This window comes from Corynebacterium sp. HMSC069E04 (assembly GCF_001813175.1).
GTDB classification, from domain to species: domain Bacteria; phylum Actinomycetota; class Actinomycetes; order Mycobacteriales; family Mycobacteriaceae; genus Corynebacterium; species Corynebacterium aurimucosum.
The window spans coordinates 67,003-83,220 of record NZ_KV811686.1 but is presented as its reverse complement, the minus strand read 5'-3'; the positions used below and the strand labels follow the sequence as shown (position 1 = coordinate 83,220).

At 62.1% G+C, this 16,218-nt stretch carries 17 protein-coding genes and 1 pseudogene; 15 read left to right on the top strand and 3 right to left on the bottom strand.

The annotated features are described in order from the left end of the window. Positions 1 to 18 precede the first annotated feature (18 nt). From HMPREF2896_RS08030 to HMPREF2896_RS12450, 5 genes are all read left to right on the top strand, one after another. Positions 19 to 948 (top strand): Ppx/GppA family phosphatase, encoded by a 930-nt coding sequence (locus HMPREF2896_RS08030; RefSeq protein ID WP_083311470.1) that lies wholly within the window; start codon positions 19 to 21, stop codon positions 946 to 948. 9 nt (positions 949 to 957) lie between these two features. Next, the gene (locus HMPREF2896_RS08025; protein ID WP_070443938.1) at positions 958 to 1,770 is read left to right on the top strand and encodes a hypothetical protein; all 813 of its coding nucleotides are present in this window, start codon (positions 958 to 960) and stop codon (positions 1,768 to 1,770) included. Positions 1,771 to 1,987: 217 nt separating this feature from the next. After that, positions 1,988 to 2,779, top strand: coding sequence for a pyrroline-5-carboxylate reductase (gene proC, locus HMPREF2896_RS08020; RefSeq protein WP_070719005.1), 792 nt, complete (start codon positions 1,988 to 1,990; stop codon positions 2,777 to 2,779). A gap of 200 nt (positions 2,780 to 2,979) precedes the next feature. Then, positions 2,980 to 3,168: a helix-turn-helix domain-containing protein gene (locus HMPREF2896_RS08015; RefSeq protein ID WP_010189818.1), complete on the top strand. Its 189-nt coding sequence runs from the start codon at positions 2,980 to 2,982 to the stop codon at positions 3,166 to 3,168. A 244-nt stretch (positions 3,169 to 3,412) separates the two neighbouring features. Continuing rightward, entirely contained in the window at positions 3,413 to 3,514 is a 102-nt protein-coding gene (locus HMPREF2896_RS12450; RefSeq protein ID WP_003855542.1) for a 30S ribosomal protein bS22, read from the top strand. A gap of 118 nt (positions 3,515 to 3,632) precedes the next feature. Here the strand turns inward: HMPREF2896_RS12450 and HMPREF2896_RS08010 are convergent, their stop codons facing one another. Next, positions 3,633 to 4,853, bottom strand: coding sequence for an HNH endonuclease signature motif containing protein (locus tag HMPREF2896_RS08010; RefSeq protein WP_083311469.1), 1,221 nt, complete (start codon positions 4,851 to 4,853; stop codon positions 3,633 to 3,635). A 197-nt stretch (positions 4,854 to 5,050) separates the two neighbouring features. Here HMPREF2896_RS08010 and HMPREF2896_RS08005 point away from each other — a divergent pair, with 197 nt between their 5' ends. After that, positions 5,051 to 5,629 (top strand): LURP-one-related/scramblase family protein, encoded by a 579-nt coding sequence (locus HMPREF2896_RS08005; RefSeq protein WP_070719002.1) that lies wholly within the window; start codon positions 5,051 to 5,053, stop codon positions 5,627 to 5,629. Here HMPREF2896_RS08005 and HMPREF2896_RS08000 read toward each other — a convergent pair. Beyond that, positions 5,626 to 6,642 carry an HAD-IB family hydrolase gene (locus tag HMPREF2896_RS08000; RefSeq protein ID WP_070711021.1) on the bottom strand — a complete coding sequence of 339 codons (1,017 nt, stop codon included), beginning with the start codon at positions 6,640 to 6,642 and terminating at the stop codon, positions 5,626 to 5,628. The two genes, HMPREF2896_RS08005 and HMPREF2896_RS08000, sit on opposite strands and share 4 nt — an antisense overlap. Before the next feature lie 106 nt (positions 6,643 to 6,748). Here HMPREF2896_RS08000 and HMPREF2896_RS07995 point away from each other — a divergent pair, with 106 nt between their 5' ends. From HMPREF2896_RS07995 to HMPREF2896_RS07955, 9 genes and pseudogenes are all read left to right on the top strand, one after another. Further along, positions 6,749 to 6,988, top strand: a complete 240-nt coding sequence (locus HMPREF2896_RS07995; protein ID WP_070447908.1) for a glutaredoxin family protein — start codon at positions 6,749 to 6,751, stop codon at positions 6,986 to 6,988. A gap of 105 nt (positions 6,989 to 7,093) precedes the next feature. Next, positions 7,094 to 8,469: pseudogene (locus HMPREF2896_RS07990) on the top strand (glutamyl-tRNA reductase). Beyond that, positions 8,470 to 9,360, top strand: coding sequence for a hydroxymethylbilane synthase (gene hemC / locus HMPREF2896_RS07985; protein WP_070718999.1), 891 nt, complete (start codon positions 8,470 to 8,472; stop codon positions 9,358 to 9,360). It abuts the pseudogene before it with no gap. Between the two features lie 179 nt (positions 9,361 to 9,539). Continuing rightward, positions 9,540 to 11,222, top strand: a complete 1,683-nt coding sequence (locus HMPREF2896_RS07980) for a bifunctional uroporphyrinogen-III C-methyltransferase/uroporphyrinogen-III synthase (RefSeq protein ID WP_070447915.1) — start codon at positions 9,540 to 9,542, stop codon at positions 11,220 to 11,222. 85 nt (positions 11,223 to 11,307) lie between these two features. Continuing rightward, the gene (gene hemB, locus HMPREF2896_RS07975) at positions 11,308 to 12,285 is read left to right on the top strand and encodes a porphobilinogen synthase (RefSeq protein ID WP_070645783.1); all 978 of its coding nucleotides are present in this window, start codon (positions 11,308 to 11,310) and stop codon (positions 12,283 to 12,285) included. A gap of 10 nt (positions 12,286 to 12,295) precedes the next feature. Beyond that, complete coding sequence (locus tag HMPREF2896_RS07970; RefSeq protein WP_070718997.1) at positions 12,296 to 13,009, top strand: hypothetical protein; 714 nt, start codon at positions 12,296 to 12,298, stop codon at positions 13,007 to 13,009. Beyond that, on the top strand, positions 13,006 to 13,503 hold the full coding sequence (locus HMPREF2896_RS07965; RefSeq protein ID WP_070645786.1) for a tellurium resistance protein TerC: 498 nt from the start codon (positions 13,006 to 13,008) through the stop codon (positions 13,501 to 13,503). The genes HMPREF2896_RS07970 and HMPREF2896_RS07965 overlap by 4 nt, the downstream gene beginning before the upstream one ends. A 38-nt stretch (positions 13,504 to 13,541) precedes the next feature. Continuing rightward, positions 13,542 to 14,582 carry a uroporphyrinogen decarboxylase gene (gene hemE / locus HMPREF2896_RS07960; protein ID WP_070718993.1) on the top strand — a complete coding sequence of 347 codons (1,041 nt, stop codon included), beginning with the start codon at positions 13,542 to 13,544 and terminating at the stop codon, positions 14,580 to 14,582. After that, positions 14,583 to 15,965, top strand: a complete 1,383-nt coding sequence (locus tag HMPREF2896_RS07955) for a protoporphyrinogen oxidase (protein WP_070711024.1) — start codon at positions 14,583 to 14,585, stop codon at positions 15,963 to 15,965. It abuts the gene before it with no gap. Here the strand turns inward: HMPREF2896_RS07955 and HMPREF2896_RS07950 are convergent. Continuing rightward, positions 15,962 to 16,216, bottom strand: a complete 255-nt coding sequence (locus HMPREF2896_RS07950) for a Txe/YoeB family addiction module toxin (RefSeq protein WP_070645789.1) — start codon at positions 16,214 to 16,216, stop codon at positions 15,962 to 15,964. The genes HMPREF2896_RS07955 and HMPREF2896_RS07950 overlap by 4 nt on opposite strands. Positions 16,217 to 16,218: the final 2 nt, after the last annotated feature.

Below are 16,218 nucleotides of genomic sequence, written 5' to 3'. Positions count from 1 at the left end.
ACCTACTACTCTAGAGGCGTGCGATTAGGTGTATTAGACGTCGGAAGTAATACCGTCCACCTCGTTGCGGTCGACGCCGCAACCGGTGGGCGGCCTTCGCCGATGAGCGATTGGAAGACCCCGCTGCGTCTGGTGGAACAGCTAGACAAGGACGGCAACATCCACGAGAAGGGCATGAAGAAGCTCATCTCCGCCGTGAGTGAGGCCGCTGAGCTGGGCCAGAAGCTGGGTTGTGATGAATTCATGGCTTTTGCTACCTCCGCCGTGCGCTCGGCCACGAACTCGGCCAAGGTTCTCGATGAAGTTGAGAAGCAAACCGGCGTCCGCCTAGAAATCTTGTCGGGCGAGGAGGAAGCGCGTTTGACCTTCCTCGCCGCCCGCCGGTGGTATGGCTGGTCCGCTGGCCGCATCACCAACCTCGATATCGGTGGCGGTTCGCTGGAGCTGTCCACCGGTACCGATGAGCATCCGGAAATGGCTTTCTCCCTCGACTTGGGAGCTGGCCGCCTGACTCATAATTGGTTTGATACCGATCCTCCGCAGAAGTCCAAGGTAAATTTGCTGCGGGATTACATTGACGCGGAACTGGTCGGCGTGGCCGATAAGATGCGCGCCCTGGGCCCTGCGGGATTGGCCGTGGGAACCTCGAAAACATTCCGCACGCTGGCCCGTTTGACCGGTGCTGCGCCCTCGTCTGCGGGTCCCTACGTCAAACGCACCCTTACGGCGCCGGGTTTGCGTCAGCTGATTTCCTTCATCTCCCGTATGACTGCAGCTGACAGGGCGGACCTTGAGGGTGTAAGTTCTACCCGATCGCATCAGATCGTCGCCGGTGCTTTAGTGGCGGAGGCGAGCATGCGTGCCCTGGGAATCGAAAAGCTGGAGATCTGCCCCTGGGCTCTCCGAGAAGGTGTTATTTTGCGCCGTACCGATAAGGGACTGGAATAGGAAAGAAACGTGGCTGACAAGAAACAGTTGACAGTTGCGGAGCTGCTGGCCCGTAACGCGAAGGACCGACCCGGCGAGGAGAAGACCCCGCGCCGCCGTCGCCGGAGCCTCGATGAAGGCGGCATCTCAGTTGCGGAGCTGACCGGCAATCTCGAAAAGGTGAAGGCAACCCCGGCTGAGGCAAAGCACTCGAACGTCTCCATCGATGAGACGGCCCCGGTGATTCCTGCTCCGAAGAAGGAGACCAAGAAGGAGTCCAAGGAAGAGACTCCGAAGAAGGAAGCCCCCAAGCAGGAAGCAGCCCAGAAGGTGGACAAGCCCCAGGCCGCTGCCGTTCCTGTGGAGAAGCCCGCGGAGTCCGAGTCCAAGCCTTCCCAGCCTTCTGATGATGACACCCGCGTCATCCAAAAGGTCAAGGACGAGCCAGAGAAGCCTGAGGTAAAGACCGCCGCACCGGTCGATGAGAAGCCGCAGGACGCCGCCGAGGACACCTTCACCACGGGTGAGCTCGAGGCAGTCGATGAGGACGTTGACGAGTATGACGAGGACTACGACGAGGAAGACGAAGGCAAGCTCAACCCCTTCGCCGTCGTCCTGCTCGCCCTCGTGGGCATCGTGCTCGGCGCCATCGTGTTCAAGGGCTTTGAGATCCTCTGGGATCGCTTCGACCGCCTCGTTGTCCTGGTGCTTGGTGTAGTTGTCACCGGTGTCATCGTTGGCATCGTCCACGCACTGCGTACCAGCCGCGATGGCCTCTCCATGTTCCTCGCAGCCGTGGCCGGCTTGGTGCTGACCTTCGGCCCGCTCCTCGTGGTGATGTAAGAACCAGCTCCATAGGACACCTTCTCATAAGGCATCTGTCACAAGGCATCTGTTAAAAGGTATCTTTGCCCCTGAAAACGCCTTTTACCCTTTGCAAAGGACGTTTTCAGAGCAGAAAACGCCTTCTGGCAGATGCCTTTTGCATGCGCGGGGTCAGCCTGCGTGCACAGCCTTGACCTGGTGGCCGCATCCTAGCCTTTCTGGCACCCTGGATAGCATGACAAAAATTGCAGTACTTGGTGGAGGACAAATCGGCGAAGCCCTAGTTTCCGGGCTGGTGAATGCGGGCTATGACGCCGCGGACATCGTGGTGACCAACCGTCGTTCCGAGCGCAGCGAGGAGCTAAAGAGCGCCTATGGCGTGTCGGTCACGAGCGATAATGCTGCGGCTATCGACGGCGCGGAATACATCTTCGCGTGCGTGAAGCCCTATGCCATCGAGGAGCTCCTTGAAGGCCTCGACATCCCCAAGACGGCCGTGGTTGTGTCCATGGCTGCCGGCCTGACCCTCGAGACGTTGGAGAAGGCCACCGGCGAGGGCGTGCCAGTCGTCCGCGTCATGCCGAACACCCCCATGTTGGTGGGCAAGGGCATGTGCACCTGCGCGGGTGGTTCCCACGTCACCGAAGAGCAACAGGCTGGCGTGGTCAAGCTTCTGGAAGCCGTCGGCGAGGTTGCTGTCATTGAGGAGAAGCACATCGACGCCGCCACCGCACTGGCAGGCTCTGCTCCCGCGTATTACTTCCTTGTCACCGAAGCGCTGATCGACGCCGGTGTGCAGCTCGGCCTCACCCGTGACGTCGCCGAAAAGCTAGCCACCCGCACCGCCCAAGGCGCGGGCACCATGCTGGCTGAATCCGGCAAGGATCCGGTGGCTTTGCGCGCAGGGGTAACCTCCCCGGGGGGAACCACTGCTGCCGCCCTTCGTGAACTCGAGGAGTCTGGCCTGCGGGGCGCGTTCTTCCGTGCCGCCGAAGCATGCACCCAGCGTGCGCAGGAACTTGCTTAAAATTTCCCGCCGTTCTGGTAGCCCTGTGGCATATGTTGTCACACGGGCTTGATGGGGAACAGCGGTGCGAAAGAGGAAAAAATTAGCTCTTGGGTCGCATTAGTCACACGTTTCACGCTAAGCTGGCAGGAGCGCGTGCGTGATAGTCCTGTGGGAGGGGAAGCCTACAGCGCGTCACGTGCTGAAGGGTTAAATAAACTATGACGAATGAAGATAAGGGAACTTTCCTGACCATCGCCGAAGTTGCGGAGATCATGCGTGTCTCCAAGATGACGGTGTACAGGTTGGTTCATGCAGGTGACATGCCGGCCGTGCGCGTGGGACGCTCCTTCCGCGTCCACGAATCTGCCGTCAAGGAATACCTTGAGGCCTCCGTATACGGAGCCTAGCGTTCACCTCTTTCTGGCAGCGCCCACCACTGCGGACCACTCGCGGTCCGCGGCGGTGGGCGCTGCCCTTAGTTTTGGTGCTGGGCAGGCCGCTAGGTAAGATAGTGAACATTCGTTTCGGCACTGGTATGCCTGTGTCTCCCTGTTTCGCAGGGGCCGCCACGAGTGCACCGTGTGTGGTTTCATTCCAGGCGTTGCCGGCCGGTTTACGTACGTACTGATACCGAAAGTGAGGAAACCTACTATGGGTTCTGTCATCAAGAAGCGCCGCAAGCGCATGTCCAAGAAGAAGCACCGCAAGATGCTGCGTCGCACCCGCGTTCAGCGTCGCAAGCTGGGCAAGTAAAGCTTCGCCTGCAACTCCCCGCATGGTCCTTTCAGGATCGTGGCGGGGAGTTTCTGTTATCTTTTCTCCTTCCCGCCGTTTCGGATGACTGCGCCGTCGTTTCAGACGACGAAGCCGCTTAGAACGGAATGTCCTCCTGCGGGGAGGTCGGGGTACGGGGTTCCTCGGCAGCGGCCTGTGCTTCCTTAGCTTCTTGCTGGGCGCGCTCGCGGGTGGCCGAAATCTTTTGGGCCACTGTTTGTGCCCAACGCTTCGTCTTCTGTGCCAGCGGGCCAGTCGGCTCCGTCATAGCCCAGGTCCCGTCTTCGTAGAGCCACACGATGTCCCCGGTGTGCGGGTCCATGATGTAGTGCGCGCGCCCATCAGTCTTCATATTGTGGTGGTGCTGGCACAAACTGGCCAGGTTGCGTGGGTGCGTGGCGCCGCCGTCGGCGTAGTTGACGCGGTGGTCCATCTGGCACAGGTAGGCCGGCCGGTTGCACCCCGGAGCGCGGCAGGTGCCATCCCGGCCTTCCACGTATGTGCGGATGAGCTCCGAGGCGATGTAGCTGCGCGATTCCGGTGGCTGCGAGGAGAGGTCGCGCGTGCGCGTGACAGGCATGTCCTGTGACGTCCACCCATGGCCTTGGACGAAGGTGGGGGCGTCATCGATATCGCTGGCTTGGTAGGTGTGCAGAATGACAGTCGCCGGCGGCGAGATACTACCGGCGATGAGCTTTTTCAGGGCATCAGCCTGTGAGAGTCCGTTCTCCTTTGCCGCTTGTTTGATGTAGCTATCCAGAATCATGCCCGTGGCGCTATCGGTATTGAGCTCAAGGATGCCGCGCTGGCCAGTATCGGTGAAGGTATACGTCTCTTTCTGCGGGGAATTGCGAAAGCTAAAAGTCTTGTCAATACTCTTGCAAATATCGCGTAGTTTGCGCCCAATCTGCGCTGGGGTGGGAAAGACCTGATTCGGGGAGGTGGGGGTGAAGAAGGTGATCAGGGCATCGTCGATAAGCGCGAGCGTTTCTGGCGGCAACGCGCCCAGCTTTGTCAGGGTGCGGTCAATAGTGATGAGGGCCTTCATATCCAGCAGGAACTGGCTGTCCTGTAACGCCTTGACCTGCGGGAGCTCCGTGAGTCGGTGCACGGCCAGGCAGCATTCGCTCACGGTATAGTCGCCGACGCCAAGCTTGGCGACGAGCCTCTGGCACGCGACATCAAAATCCTCATCGAGGTCTGGCATGGCAGCTACCCAAGAGCGGTAGTCTGCGCGGCGGGCGGCGCTGCGCTCCACAGCGAGGGCGCAGTCAGGATTCATATGGGAAAAGTAGGCGGTTTGGGTAGCAGTATTCACGATGTCCTCTAAGCTTCTATCTCGATTCTATGTTCTAACAGAACTATAAAACACGCTTCGGACATCTATTCTGACCTGCGTCTATGCTAATAGTTGAGTGGGTGTTATGGGGTGTATATTTGCCTCTATAAACTAGGCGGGGGAGTGTCATCCTTCTGGCCCCACAGGAGCCCATCACGTACGTAAAATGGCGAACTATGTTGCCTCGACTCCTCACTCTTGACAGCCTGGTTATCTCACAGACCAAGTCCTTCATGCAGGATGAATTCCTGATCGCCGATGAACAAGGCGTGCCCGTCGGGACGATTCTGCAGTCGACGAGCCTGAAGGACATGTTCTTCAACTCCTCCCGCAGCCTCGAAGTCGCCTTCACTGATGAACAGGGCAATCCGCAGCAGCCGCTCATGGTGATTAAGGATCCGCCGAACTTCGTGCGGGATACCTATGAGGTGTACCTGCCGGGCGTCGAGAAGCCCATGGCGGTCGTAACTAAAAAGTTCTCCCTCCTGAAGACGCGCCTGAGCTTGGAAATGGAGGGCTTCCCGGAGATCGAGATTGAAGGCGATGTCTGGGATTGGAATATCACGATTACTAGCCAAGGCCAGCCTCTAGCGGAAGTTCGCAATGAGTGGGCGGGCGTGGGCCGGTTCCTCGCTGGGAAGAATACGTACCGCCTCAGCATTGCGCCGGGGCTCGACCCACAACAGCATGCCGGGCTGATTGGTGCGGTCATGTGCATGGACATGCTGCGCACCAAGGCGCAGAGCAGCAGTTAGCGGCGCACGAAGCGCCAGCTGCCATAGGAGAAGAGCGCGGTGGCTAGCGCGGGGAGGCCATAAGCGCGCACGGCCTTGCGCACGGAGCGGTAGTCGCGGATGAGCCAGCCTTTTTCCTCTGCAATATCGCGCAGCTTGGAATCCGGATTAATGGCCACGGGGGTTCCCACCATGGAAAGCATCGGGACATCGTTGGCGCTGTCGGAGTAGGCGGTACAGCGCTCAAGATCGAGGTTCTCCAGTGTGGCGAGCGCCGCCACGGCGTGCTTCTTACCCGGCCCGTGGAGGATATCGCCCACGAGGCGGCCGGTGAAGCGGCCATCTTTGACCTCCGCCACGGTGCCGAGCGCGCCCGTGAAACCGAAACGCTGCGCCAGAATCTGCGCCAGCTGCACGGGGGTGGCCGTGACCAGCCATACCTGCTGGCCAGCGTCGAGGTGCATTTGCGCCAGCTGCTTCGTGCCCGGGTAGGCCTTGCGGGCCATGGATTGGTCCACGATGCTCTCGCACAAAGCCACCATTTCCTCCACTGAGCGGCCCTTGACAAACTCGAGCGCTTGCACGCGCCCTGCGGCCACGTCGGCGGCGTTCTCCGAACCGGAAATCCGGAATTTTAGCTGCTTCCAGGCGATGGGCAGGATCTCTGAGAGCTTGAAGTAGCGACGCCGCGCGAGGCCCAAGGCAAAAGACACGAGCGAGGACCCTTGGACCAAGGTGTTATCCACGTCGAAGAAGGCGGCAGCGCCGGTGTCCTGGGGGATGTCTGGGTCGGGCTCAGTGATGGAGCGCGCGCCGGCGGATTCGAAGGAGCCCCGAACGGAGTCCACACCAGAAGAAAAAGCATCCAGGTCGATGCCGAAGAGGTGCTCTACCGCCGCGGCTGCCGACGCCTCACCGGCCGCCCTCTGGTGCTCTTCACCCAGCGGGGCGAAAGCCTGCTGCTCCAGGAAATTACGCAAGTTTCCCCTGCTTGCGGTCCAATTGGCAAGGAACTCACGGGGAGAATCGGGCATACCAGGAGGGAGCGGGAGAGGCACGCGTTCAGCTTTCATAAGGCGGGAAGACTAACGTGTCCATAGTAAACCGCGAACCGTTCTACGTCCTATCGAGGAGTTCTTAATGTCTCACGTCGTCGAGCTGATGGTGCGTACCACGTGCGGCTCCTGCGCGCGCGTTCTGGAGCAGATTACCCCGGTGGTCCGGCAGGCTGGGGCAGAGCTTAAAGTGCGCAACGTCGATGAGGATGCGGAGCTGGCCATGGAATATGGTGATCGCGTCCCCGTTGTGGTGATTGATGGCGAGGAGTTCTCCTGCTGGGAAGTGGACAATGAGGAGCTAGCGCAGGCGTTGGTGGAGTAGCTTTCCTCGGGGACTCCCGCGAGTTTCGGAAACGAGCTGAAAACTAGTAGTCTTTTGGATGATCTATGTCATCCAAAGGGATGATGCAAAACTGGAGGGTAGTGCATGAGTGTGCTCGTCGTGGGCATGTCGCATCAGTCGGCGCCGGTGGCGCTGCTGGAAAAGCTAGCATGGACGAGACCGTGCAGAATGACACCTGCCGGGCCATGGTATCGGCAGGCTCGTTGACCGAGGCGATGATTATCTCCACCTGTAACCGCCTCGAGGTTTATACCGTCACGAGCTCTTTCCACACGGGCGTCCAGGATGTCGTGCGCAACCTCGCTGAAGTCTCCGGGGTGGAGGAGGAGAAGCTGCGCTCCTATCTTTATGTGCGCTATGCCGACGCCGCCGCCGAGCACCTCATGATGGTGGCCTCCGGCTTGGACTCGATGGTGGTGGGTGAGCAGCAAATCATCGGCCAGGTGCGCACCGCCTACCAGTTTGCTTCGGAGCAAGGAACCGTCGGCCCGCGCATCCACGCGCTGGCACAGTCCGCGCTGCGTACCGGCAAGCGGGTGCATTCCGAAACTGAGATCGATGAGGCGGGCTCCTCCATGGTCTCCTTTGCTTTTGATCAGGCGCTGAGCCGCATGGGCAGGGAAGATCTCGCGGGCAAGCGCGTGCTCATCTTGGGTGCAGGTGCAATGGCCTCGCTGGCGGCAACGCACGCGGGGCGCCTGGGTGCGCACCTGATTATTGCGAACCGCACCATTGCCCGCGCTGAGCGCGTGGCGCAGCACGCCCATGAGGCGGGCGTGTACGCAGACGTTATTGAATACTCGGAACGCGCCCAAGCCCTGCGCGATGTGGACGTGGCGATCTCCGCCACCGGAGCCCAGGACTTCACTATTACGGCGACCGACGTCGAGCGCTATCACGTGGCCGACCGCGAACTCATGCTCGTGGACCTGTCCCTGCCACGCGATATTGATGACGCCGTGGCAGAAGCCGAGGGAGTCGACCTGGTCAATATCGAACGTCTCAATAACTCGCTGCAGGCGGCCGATACCGATCTGGCAGCGGGTAGCAGCCCACACGCGCAGGCGCGGCGCATCGTCAGTGAAGAACTGGAAGCCTATGCTTCCGAGCAGCGCGTCCGCGACGTCGTCCCGGCCGTATCGGCACTGCGCAAGCGGGCGGCAAACCTGGTCCAGTGCGAGGTGGCGCGGATGGAGCAGAAGCACCCCGAGTTGGACGAGCGCCAGATGGGAGATATCAATCGCGCGCTCAAGCGCGTTGCGGATAAGCTGCTCCACGAGCCCACGGTTCGTGCGAAGCAGCTCGCAGCTAACTCTGGCACCGTAAGCCATGAGACCGCGTTGCAGGAACTCTTTGGACTCCACCTGGAGGGCAGCGGCGTAGCGGTAGACATGGCAGATCTGCCGGATGCCGCGCAGATGGAAGCCGCGGAAAGTACTAAGGAAGAAAAGGACGCATAGATGTTGAAGATCGGTACCCGAGGATCCCTCTTAGCCACTACTCAGTCGGGCCACGTGCAGGAGTGGTTGCAGCAGGAAGGCTATGAGGCCGAGCTGCACATCGTTACTACGCAGGGTGACGTCAACATGGCTCCTGTGGAGCGCATCGGCGTGGGTGTGTTTACGCAGGCCCTGCGTGAGGCCGTCGACCGCGGCGAGTGTGAGATCGCAGTGCACTCCTTTAAGGACCTGCCCACGGCTGCCGACGAGCGTTTCGACCTCGTGGTGCCGCAGCGCCAGGACGTCCGTGAGGCGCTCATCGCCCGCGATGGTCTGACCCTCAAGGAGCTGCCGGAGGGCGCACGTGTGGGTACCTCCGCGCCGCGGCGCATCAGTCAGCTGCGCGCTATGCGCCCGGACCTGGACATCCGTCCGCTGCGCGGCAACATCGATACCCGCATGGGCAAGGTCACCAGCGGCGAGCTCGACGCCGTCCTCCTGGCCTACGCTGGCCTCGTGCGCGCGGGCTATGCTGATCGCGCCACCGAGGTTTTCGATCCGGAGGTCTTCATGCCCGCACCCGCGCAGGGCGCGTTGGCCATCGAGGCTGTCAAGGGAACTGAGGCAGCGAAGGCCATTGCTCTGCTTGCCGACGCCCCCGCCACCGCCGCCACTCGCGCCGAGCGCACCGTGCTCTCCCAGCTGGAGGCCGGTTGCACCGCGCCGGTCGCTGCCACTTCCCACTGGGAAGGCGAGCAGCTGGTCGTTCGCGGCGGTGTCTTCGCCCTCGACGGCTCCCGTCAGCTCATCGCTCAGGCCCAGGGCTCGGCAAGCGAGGCAGAAGAATTGGGACGTGCAGTCTCCAAGGAGCTCTTCGCTCAGGGCGCTGCGGATGTGCTGGCAGCGGAATAACCGCACGTAATTTTTGCTTTGGGGCCTTTTCCTTTAGTGTGTATCTAGCACACGATCATTGAGAGCAATGATTTAGGCCCCCTTAACTCGCGAGTGAGGGGCTTTCTTGTCTCCACTCCCGCGCCTGCCACAGCGGTGGCGCCGGGGCACTCGGAATCCACAAACTAGAAAAGAACCTTATGAGCAATGCCGTTCCGGATACCCAGCCTGAGCTGGGTAAGTCTGATCTGGGCAAAGTCGTCTTCGTCGGTGCCGGACCAGGTAATCCCGACCTGCTGACCGTTCGCGCCCGCGAGGTTCTGGAGACGACCGCCAACGTCGTTACCGACCCGGGGGTCTCGCAGGGCGTGCGTGACATGGTGGCGCAGCAGGTGCCGGTTCCGCAGGAGCTTCTCGACGCCGCCGAGGAAGAGTACGAGCGCATCTGCGCCGCCGCCAAGGAAGCGGGCGCACGCCGCAAACCGCCGCGCCCGGCACCGCCGACGGCAGCGGTCTTTGAGGAGGTCGAGGGGGACGTCGTCAAGCAACTGCGTAACGCGCTCGAGCGCGCTGAGGGGCACGACGTGATCCGTCTGGTTACCGGTAACCCGCTCAACCGTGAGTCCATCAAGGCGGAGATCACCGCCGTGGCCAATGCGGGCATGGAATTCCAGGTGGTCCCGGGTATGTCTCTGCCTTCGACGGTTCCCTCCTTCGCAGGCATTGCTCTCGGTGCGACCTATACTGAGGCCGACATCACGGAAGGCGCGGACTGGGATGCGCTGGCCACCGCGACGCAGCCGCTGGTTTTGCAGGCTACGGCAGATGACCTGCCGGTTATTTCCGCCGAGCTGGTGGAGCGCGGGATGCCCGCGGAGACGGAAGCATACGTCACCGTCCACGGCACCACGCGCCTGCAGCGCACGCACGAGACCACGCTGGGAACACTCGGCAAGCTTGACGCTGAGCTGCCGGGCGAGCTCGTGGTCACGCTGGGGCGCAGCTTTGATGATCGCTCGAAGTATTCCTGGTGGGAGAACCGTTCGCTCTATGGTTGGCGCGTGCTGGTGCCGCGCACGAAGGAGCAGGCCGCAGCGATGAGCGCCCGACTGGCTGGCCACGGCGCCATCCCGCAGTCGGTGCCCACTATTTCCGTGGAGCCGCCGCGCAACCCGGCGCAGATGGATCGCGCCATCAAGGGTATTGTCGAGGGCCGCTACAAGTGGGTCGTGTTCACCTCCGTCAATGCGGTGAGCGCGGTGTGGAAGAAGATCGCGGAGCTCGGCCTCGATGCTCGCGACTTCGCCGGCGTGCACCTCGCTGCGGTGGGGCAGAAGACCGCCGATGCTATTCGCGCCAAAGGCATGGTCCCGGAGCTTTTGCCGCCGGCGACGAAGCAGAACGCCGAGGGCCTCGTGGAGGTCTTCCCCAACTACGTTGAGGATATCGACGCCGTGGGGCGTGTACTGCTGCCGCGCGCCGATATCGCCGGCGAGGCGCTGGTGACGGGCCTGCTGGACTTGGGCTGGGAAGTCGATGATGTCGTGGCCTACCGCACCGTCCGTGCGGCCCCGCCGGCCGCGGAGATCCGCGACATGATCAAGACTGGCGGCTTCGACGCCGTTGCCTTTACCTCGCCGTCGACGGTGCGCAACCTCGTCGGCATTGCGGGCAAGCCGCATGCCCGCACCATCATCGCCTGCATTGGCCCCTCCACCAAGGCGGCGGCTGAGGAGGTGGGCCTGCGCGTGGACGTGGTCCCGGAGGTCGCGGATGTGCCGATGCTTGTCGACGCCCTCGCTGACCACGTCGCCGCCCTGCGTGCTGCCGGCAACCTGCCAGCTCCGCGCAAGAAGCGCCGCTCGCGCAAGAAGACGGCGTAGACCGCTTCTGGGCGGGCAGGTAAGGGGCGACTAGAGTCGGGAAGGTAGTTCAATTTTCTCGTAGCTCAAAGGAGAGTTTTTACTCATGAGCATTGCTCGCCGCCCCCGCCGCCTACGTCAGAACCCGGCTTTTCGGGATTTGGTTGCGGAAACGTCGCTGCGCCCCTCCGACCTCATCCTCCCGATGTTCGTGGTCGACGGTCTGAACGAACCCCGTGACATCCCCTCCATGCCGGGCGTGCAGCAGCACAGCCTGGATTCCCTCAAGCGTGCCGCGCACGAGGCTCTCGATGCGGGCGTGACCTGCGTTGACCTCTTCGGCGTGCCGCGTGAGGAAGACAAGGACGCGACCGGCTCCGTGGCCTGGGACCCACAGGGCATCCTCAACGTGGCGATTGCGGAGCTGCGCCAGGAATTCGGCGATGACCTCATTGTCATGGCGGATACCTGCCTCGATGAATTCACCTCCCACGGCCACTGCGGCGTGGTCGATGATCAAGGCCGCGTGCTCAACGATGAAACCGTGGAGCTCTACCAGGACATGGCCCGCTCCCAGGCCCGCGCTGGAGCACACATGGTCAGCCCGTCCGGCATGATGGATGGACAGATTGCCGCCATCCGTGAGGCTCTCGATGAAGCCGGCCACGAGGATGTTGCGATCATGGCCTACTCGGCCAAGTACGCCTCGGCCTTCTTCGGCCCCTTCCGCGATGCCGTGGGTTCCTCCCTGGAGGGCGACCGCCGTACCTACCAGCAGGACCCGCGCAATTTCCGTGAGTCCATGCTGGAGGTAGACCTGGACATCGAGGAAGGCGCGGACATCGTCATGGTTAAGCCTGGCCTGCCGTACATCGATGTGCTGGCCGGTGCTGTCGAGCGCTCCTCCGTGCCGGTAGCTGTCTACCAGGTCTCCGGCGAGTACGCGATGATTCAGGCCGCTTCCCAGAACGGGTGGATCGATGGTGAGGCCGTTATGCTGGAGTCCTTGACCGCGTTCAAGCGCGCGGGCGCGGATCAGATCCTGACCTACTTCGCCACGGACGCCGCCCGCTTGCTCAAGTAAAAGGAGAATCGTGACGTTCAGCCCGAACACTACGCCGTCGGCACACAAGCCGGCGAAGCAGGATACGGAGCCGGATAAGGAGCAGACCAAGCGCACCGAAGCCGTCTCCCTCATGCTCAAGGTGTGGACCGTTGCCTTGGTGCTCGAGGTGGTGCACCTGGTCTTGAGCATCGTGCTGACCCTGCTGAATAGGGAAGAGCTCTTTGCCCAGGCCCGCACTACGGCGGAGTCCGCAGCGGAGAAGTCCGGGCAGGACGTCAGCGATGCCCTCGTACAGCTCGTGGGCTATGGCTCGGTGGCCTTCAGCTCGCTGATTTCACTCGCCATCGTGGTGCTGTTGGGCATCATGCTGGGCTTTATACACAAGAACTCCAAGGCAGCCGGTACTGGCCGGCGCCTGTGGTTTGCCTTCTCCCTCTACTTTGGCCTCCGCGTGCTCATCGTCTTCATCAGCAGCCCCGCCGGGGCGAGCGCGCCGGATTGGCTCTTCCTGCTTGATGGTGCCGTGCAGATCCTCGTCGGCGTGGCGGCCGTGATGGGCTTGATGTTCTCCACCAAGGAAGAGGTACTTGAATACACCGGCGAAATGGAGCAGCTGCGCCAGATGCGCAAGGAGATGGAGGAGCAGCGCCGCCAGGAAAACCTGGAGGAGCGCGAGAAGAAGGACAAGGACAATAAAGAAAAGGACAGGGAGAAAGAGGACAGCAAGGACGGCAAGCGATGAGCGAGCGCCCCGGCCCCGCGGACTATAACCGTCGCCCACGCCGCCCTAAGAAGCAGGGCGAGCAGGACTTTTCCACTTGGCCTTCCCAGCTGCGCATTGCCTACTGGGTCTGTGTCATCGCCGCAATCGTCATGCTCACCGCCGGGATGGTGGGCCTCTTCGGCTCCTATACATCGGTGACGAACACCCAGCTCAGCCCAGAGCAGGTGGACTATATCCGCTTCAACACACGTTTCACGGCCATCTCCAACGTGGTGGGTGCCGTCGTCATTGCGGCGTGCTCCGCGCAGCTGGCGAGTGGCTCGATATGGGCGCGTCGCATCATTACCGCGGTGTCTGCTTACATCATGTTCGTCAGCATTGCGGCGCTGATCGCGGGCGTGGGCGGGCTGCTCTTGTTGCTTATCCCGATGGCGCTCATGGTGGCCATCTACTTCCTCTTTCACCCGGATTCGACGGCTTTCATTAAGGCCCGCCGCGACCAAAACTCCTGATTGGCGCCTACTCCAACTTTTGATTCATAATGGACGGTATGTCTCGACTGTCTGATGCGCCGCTGATTGCTGCCGCTACTGGCCACACGCCCTCCCGCCCGCCCGTTTGGTTCATGCGCCAGGCGGGGCGCTCTTTGCCGGAGTACCGCAAGGTACGCGAGGGAATCAGCATGCTGGATTCCTGTTTCATGCCGGAGCTCCTGGCGGAGATTACCCTGCAGCCGGTGCGTCGCCACGATGTTGATGGCGCCATCCTGTTCAGCGATATCGTTGTCCCGCTCAAGGCAGCGGGTGTCGGCGTGGAGATCGTCCCCGGCCGCGGCCCCGTCATGGATGCACCCGTGCGCACCAAGGAGGACGTGGCCAACCTGCCTATCCTCGACGTTGATGTGCCAGAGGTACGCCAGGGCATTGAGATCATCCTGAGCGAGCTCACCGACAAGCAGGCCCTCATCGGCTTCGTCGGCGCGCCCTTCACCTTGGCCAGCTACCTCATTGAGGGCGGCCCCTCGAAGAATCACGAGCGCACTAAGGCTCTGATGCATTCCGAGCCGGATACCTGGCACCGTCTCATGCAACGCCTCACCCCGACGATCATCTCCTTCCTTCAGCTCCAGCTGGATGCCGGCATTGACGCCATGCAGCTCTTCGATTCCTGGGCGGGCTACCTCAACGAGCGCGATTACCGCGAGTTCGTGCTGCCTTATTCGGAGCAGATCCTCAAGGTTGCAGAAGGCCGCGTGCCGCGCATCCACTTTGGTGTGGGGACCGGCGAGCTGCTCGGCGCGATGTCGGAGGCTGGTTCTGAGGTCATGGGCGTGGACTACCGCGTGAGCATGGATGCCGCCGCGGCCCGCGTCAACGCGGACATTCTCCAGGGCAACCTCGACCCGGCTCTGCTGTTCGCCGGCGAGGATGCGGTGCGCAAGGAAGTACACGCCATCAAGGCAGAAGTAGATGCCGCCCGCGCGGCAGGGAACCTGCGTGGACACATCTGGAACCTTGGCCACGGCGTGCTGCCGACCACGGAGGCGGAGGCCATTACCCGCGCCGTCGCCATCATTCACGAGGAGGGCTAAATGAAGATCGCGATCATCGGTGCGGGCCTAGCGGGCCTCACCGCGGCATGGGAACTCAAGCAGAACACGAAGGGCCCCCACGACATCTTTGTCTTCGAAGCAGCCGACCGCATCGGCGGCAAGCTGCACACCGTGGCCTTCAACGGCGGCCCCACGGACATGGGCGCGGAGGCCTTTATCCGCCGCCGCCAAGACGCCGTGGACTTCTTCACGGAGCTGGGCCTGCAGGATTCCTTCGTGGAGCCCAATCCGGAGCTGCGCCCGCGCGTGTATACCGGTGGCGCGCTGCACTTCCTGCCGCAGGGCGGGGTCATGGGTATTCCTTCTGAGCCGCAGGACTTCTTCTCCGAGGCGACCAACGAGCGCATCACCAACGAGCAGCCCTTCGAGTGGGAAATTGGCGGGGATGTCTCCGTGGGTCAGCTCGTGCGCCAGCAATATGGCGATGACGTGGTAGACCACGTGGTTTCCGCGCTGCTCGGTGGCGTTTACTCCTGCTCGGCCGATGACCTGGGCCTGCGCGCCACGGTTCCGCACCTGGCGGCCACGCTGGACTCACTGGCCAAGGAAGGACCCGTCACGCTGTCGGCAGCTATCAAGCAGATCGAGTCTGGCCGCAGCCCGGCCGAAGGTTCCGTCTTCGGCACCTTCAAGGGCGGCTACGCAGAGCTTTACGAGGCCCTGGCTGAGAAGTCCGGCGCGCAGATTCACCTGGACGCCTTTGTTTCTGGTGTGACGCGCAAGGGCGATGCCTTTGAGGTCAAGGGCGCGCCGGGGGATATCGGTCCATTCGACCGCGTGCTCTTTGCCACCCCGGCTCCCACGACGGCGCGCCTGCTCAAGGCCGTGGCCCCCGAGGCCGCCCAGAAGCTGTCCACCGTCCAGCTGGCCTCCTCTGTGGTCGTCGGTTTCAACTTTGCCTCCGCCACGGATCCGGAGGGCAATGCGCTTCCCGACGCCACCGGCATCCTCGTCGCCTCCGACGAGCCCGACGTGCGCGCCAAGGCCTTCACGCTCTCTTCTAACAAGTGGCCGCACCTGAACGAGCGCGAGGGCTTCCTCGTGCGCGCCTCCTTCGGCCGCTTCGGGGATGATGCCCTCGTGCGCGCGGAGGAGGATGATCTCGTGGACTATGCCCTCGATGACCTGCAGAAGATCACCGGTTTCGACGGCCGTGCTAGTGGCGTGGAAGAGATCTACACGCAGCGCTGGTTCGGCGGCATCCCCCGCTATGACGAAAAGCACCTGGCCACCGTTGCCGCCGTGCGTGCCGCGCTTGCCGACGTCCCCGGTATCGCCACCGCCGGCGCCTGGGCCGATGGAGTCGGCGTGCCCGCTGTCATCGCCGGCGCCCGCGCTGCCGCGCAAGTACTCGTTAGCTAGTAGTGGTATCTGCACCCAGCAATCTCAATTGTCGCGCCCTTAATGCGATAGATCAGTCGGTGCTCTTCGGTAATTCGCCGAGACCAGAACCCGGACAACTCGAATTTGAGAGGTTCGGGTTTTCCTATTCCTTCGTTGCCGTTTCGCGCAATGTCCTTAATGAGGTTATTGATTCTCTTGAGGAACTTCTTGTCGTGAGACTGCCACCAGAGGTAGTCCTCCCATGCTTCCTCTGTCCACGAAAGAATCATGG